Source organism: Acidobacteriota bacterium, assembly GCA_003225175.1.
GTDB lineage: Bacteria > Acidobacteriota > Terriglobia > Terriglobales > Acidobacteriaceae > Gp1-AA112.
In genome coordinates this window covers 1-4,217 of record QIBA01000135.1, presented here as the reverse complement: position 1 = coordinate 4,217, position 4,217 = coordinate 1, and the positions used below count along the sequence as shown (strand labels likewise).

The window sequence follows — 4,217 nt, the reverse complement described above, 5'->3', positions numbered from 1 at the left end:
CGGTAACCCGACAACCTTTTTTAGCCAGCTCGCGTGCAAGCTCGCCTTGGCCGCAGCCGATATCCAAGAGATGACTTCCGGGTCGCGCCGCGTCGATCGCAGCGGTATGCGATGAGGTGAATCCGAGCTTCAAATCATAATTTTGCTCGGGCGGATGAACATCAAATCTGCGATCAAACAGCAAATTCATTTGATGCAGGCGCAGTCGAAGCGTCGTCTTGAAAACGTTCCAAGCGTAACGCATTCCTTTGACATAACAGATCTCGTCTCCATAAAAGACGGGGATCGGGAGCTCCACAATGCGCAAGCCTTTCAATAGCAACTGATAAATAATTTGGGTGTCGAAATGAAAGTCATCAGTATTCCTTTCAAAAGGAATCTTCGACAGCGCCTCCGTCGAATACAATCGGTAGCCAGAGTGAAACTCTGAAAGCGCAGTTCGGAGCATGCGATTTTGGAACGCGGTCAGAATTTTATTTCCAATCCATTTGTACCTCGGCATGCCACCAGACCGCGCAGCGCCCTTTTCGATCATGCGCGAACCGAAGACAGCATCCGCTTTGTTATTCATCAAGGGGACAAGCAGCGCTGGCAATTTTTCGGGGGCATACTGACCGTCACCATGGACGAGCGCGACTATATCAAAGCTGCCCATGCAGCCCCTTCCTGAATGTGTTGTCCTGCGATGCGTCGTCAATAATTAGCACTTCGACGTTGTCGCTCTGCAGATACTTTGGGATCCGGCCGAGAACATTATTAATGGTCATTTCAGCATTGTAAGCGACGATGAAGATTAGTAGTCTCTTCTCTTTGAACTCGTAAGGGGCCTGTTCCACGGGCTCGACCTGCATACCGCTTATGAATCTAATACACGGCCTTTTGCAAGGGATTTGTCCAGCCTCTAGGCGCGCCTCGAAGTGCTGCGGTCTATTAAGACCTTGCTAATTGCAGCCAAGCTCAAAATAGTCAGGAGCGATAAAGGTTGAAGGTAACGTACGACCGGCGCAGTCGTTAAAAAGAAGGTCGAACTAAATTGAATTGCAGCCACTAGAAATAAAAGACATGCATAGCGTTTCGCAATCCCAGGCACAAATGTCACGGCAAACGCAATGAGAGGCAGAAGGAGCACGACGAAATAATATCCATATGCTGAGACGTAGTACCACTTGGTAAACGTCACGGGCTCGGCTGCCAAATTGGGCGAGGTAACCGCTTGATGGAACCGCTTCGCAAGCTTAGCAACTTCTTCCTGCGTTAACGTTCCCATCTGTAGATCCAACTGAGCGTAGCGTTTCATTGCCTTAACGCTCCAAAAATCTGCATACGTCCGCCAAGCAAGCAATGCGATCTGGACTGGGTGATGCCCGAGTGTGCGCAACGCGGTTTGCTTTGCTATCAGGTTCGCCTTCCGTGCATTGCGCTCGAGTCGGCACCACCGATCTACAAGGTACCCGTTGCAAAAACGTTGACATGGCCGAGCATCAACATCCCTGAGTTGAAATTGGTCTCCTTCTCTGATCAATTGAGCCAAACGTCGGTCGGTAGTGTCTTCTGATTGGACAGCTGGCGCCCAAAACGAAAGCAGGTGAAACCCGGTCTCATAAAGATAATCAGGTTCACGATGGGAAAGAAAACCATTAGCGATTTTATAGGCGTGATGTAGCACCATCATAGCCGCAACGCTTAACACAAAATGCGCGATAAACTTCTGCAGTTTATGCGATATTCTGACGGGCCACCTTCGAGGAATGAGCAATCTTCGCGTACGATTAGCCACAACCAAGCGTACAAACGGTAGAACTGGTAACGCCACCGAAAGGACCACCACTAAGGCCAAATAACTCATTCTAAAACCTATGAGTAAGATCGAAAGCACTTGCACCAGGATTAGGTCAAATGCCCGCCGCTTCTTGAGGTACAAAAACGAGCGATGCAGAAGAAGTGAAAAGAAGAATAAGCTAATTGTTTCGGTCATAATAGCGCGCTCCCAGAATAGCTGTAAGGGGTCAAGGCAACAGACTAGGCCAATCAAAAACGAGGCCCACGTTCGGAGCTCAAAAATCGTCCAACAGATCCATGCAGTTACAATAGCGACTGCCCCCCCTAAACATACTTGGACAATCAACAGGGGTGTAAGGCTAGCCGTCCAAAGAGCTAGCCAACGAATTACGTACCCGTAAAAGTAAGAGCGATCGTCTGGAATCCAACCCGAAGTCGCCGTATAAATGTAGCTGAAGGAATCCCCGAGATAAAACTTTGGTAAAGGATCTACAATCAGAAGAAGGAATTTGATCGCAAAAATAGCCAAGGAGAATAGACACCACTCTCGATAGCAAACCAGGGTCTTCAGCTCATGGGATCGGCCGGAAGAACAAAGAGGGCGAAAATGTCTGGGCGCCGATATATTCACGATTGTCTGTTTATACCAAAATGCGACAACTCATTTGGATCTGGCTGAACTGCGTGAATTCGGGCAAGCAGCGACCAACCGCGTTTGCCGGGTTTTTGGCGACTCTGCTCATTTCTGTTGCGCAAATGCAGTAGGCGTGTTTCGGCCATTTGACAACTAGGCGTTCGGAAAACCGTTAGGCGTGAATGCAGTGTCGAGACGGGTTCACACCTGAATCGGAAGCTCTCTCTGATTCATGTTGGAGCTGGAAGCCTAGGGTTGAAATTCGCGCCTCGTCCATTGTAGGCGAAACAAAACGGTTCTCCTGACTGGTCGTTACAATCGTGGATCCTGGGCTTGTGGCACAGACCACCATATCTGAGCGTATTTCGGACCGTATCGGATTCTGACGCCGCTGGTGCAGTTTGCCATAGATCGATCCATGCAAGTATAGCATAAATAACGGCCCGAACTGGCCTGAACGCGTTTTTGACGCTATCCAGCGCCTGCGACGAGCCTTGGCGCAAACTATCTAGACCTACCGGAGCTAGCCATTTGATACGGAACATTGCCAGATCAGATCTGCAAACTTCATAGGGCTTATCCCCACCCGGGGGAAGCTTGGATTCAAAATATTCGCCGGCTGGTCCCCTTTGGGCCGCTAACAGTCACTGTTGACTTATTAAATACATCGCGGCGTGTCTTTTGTGCTCTCTTGTCCTTCTGCCGCCCGTGCTTTCGCTGATGCTCCTCTGTTATCGTGCACCTTAAGAGCTATGACTGGATTGTGTGTGCACATTCGGAAACAATCCTCCTCTCCTATACTCAGCGCCGCGTTCCTTCAGCCGTGTCACGGCTTACGTACCCCACCTTGTGCTTAAGTAAAATCATGCGCTGATTGGCTGACAGACGAATAATCTGGTCAGTTCTAATTGGGTAACCACTGAGTCACGATATTCTAGTTGGAATAGGTGAAGTACTGCAAATCGTTTGCGACGAATTGCATCTCGTGCAAGAAGTTAGTCTAATCAAGTTGAGTAGAATAATATGGAACATGTGCCGTATCTGGATCTGCAATCTGAATACCACGCTCTTGCCGCCGACGTGTTGACGGCATTGGAGAAAATTTGCGAGTCAGGCAGCTTCGCTCAGGGACCAGCGACGTCAGAGTTCGAGACGAAATTCGCGGCGTACTGCGGAGTTGATCATTGTGTCAGCTTGAACAGCGGCACGAGCGCGCTGCATCTGGCCTTGCGCTGCCTCGATGTCGGGCCGGGAGACGAAGTCCTCACCGTTTCGATGACCTTCATAGCAAGCGCATGGGCCATTAGCTACGTCGGCGCCACGCCAGTGTTCGTCGATATTGACCCTGTCCGCCGCACGTTGAACCCGGACAACCTCGAAGCGGCGATCACGTCTCGCACAAAAGCAATTATCCCGGTGCATCTGTACGGAATGCCGGCAGAGATGGACCGCATCATGGCGATTGCTGAGCGACACGGACTACCGGTGATCGAAGATGCTGCGCAGGCGCACGGAGCAAAATACCAAAACAAGCGTGTAGGCCAGTTTGGCCAAATTGCGTGTTTTAGCTTTTATCCGAGTAAAAACCTCGGGGCGTACGGGGAAGGCGGCGCCTTGATCACAAACGATGCGTCTATCGCGCACCGCGCGCGTTCTCTCCGCGATCACGCGCAAAGCGAAAAATACCTACACGGCGAAATCGGGTATAACTACCGGATGGATAGCTTCCAGGGGGCTGTGCTCGCCATAAAACTCGAGCACCTCGACGAGTGGAATACGGCTCGCATTGATTGCGCGCGACACT

At 50.5% G+C, this 4,217-nt stretch carries 3 protein-coding genes and 2 pseudogenes (2 of these 5 only partly in view); 1 reads left to right on the top strand and 4 read right to left on the bottom strand.

Annotation, left to right across the window (positions count from 1 at the left end):
• Positions 1-14, bottom strand: a pseudogene (locus DMG62_23645) (hypothetical protein); it reaches 559 nt to the left of the window's first position.
• A pseudogene (locus tag DMG62_23640) lies at positions 1-655 on the bottom strand (hypothetical protein); it reaches 47 nt to the left of the window's first position. Before DMG62_23640 ends, DMG62_23645 begins: the two co-directional pseudogenes overlap by 61 nt.
• Entirely contained in the window at positions 642-851 is a 210-nt protein-coding gene (locus DMG62_23635) for a hypothetical protein (protein PYY20429.1), read from the bottom strand. The pseudogene DMG62_23640 and the gene DMG62_23635 overlap by 14 nt, the downstream one beginning before the upstream one ends.
• 50 nt (positions 852-901) lie before the next feature.
• Positions 902-2,308: a hypothetical protein gene (locus DMG62_23630; GenBank protein ID PYY20428.1), complete on the bottom strand. Its 1,407-nt coding sequence runs from the start codon at positions 2,306-2,308 to the stop codon at positions 902-904.
• 1,128 nt (positions 2,309-3,436) lie between these two features.
• On the opposite strand from DMG62_23630, the gene DMG62_23625 reads away from it, so the two are divergent.
• A partial coding sequence (locus tag DMG62_23625; GenBank protein PYY20427.1) for an erythromycin biosynthesis sensory transduction protein eryC1 occupies positions 3,437-4,217 on the top strand: 781 nt, incomplete at its 3' end.

What these genes read in the sequence shown, in the direction of transcription:
- DMG62_23635 (PYY20429.1), bottom strand. Translation starts at nt 851, where the DNA reads ATGCAGGTCGAGCCCGTGGAACAGGCCCCTTACGAGTTCAAAGAGAAG.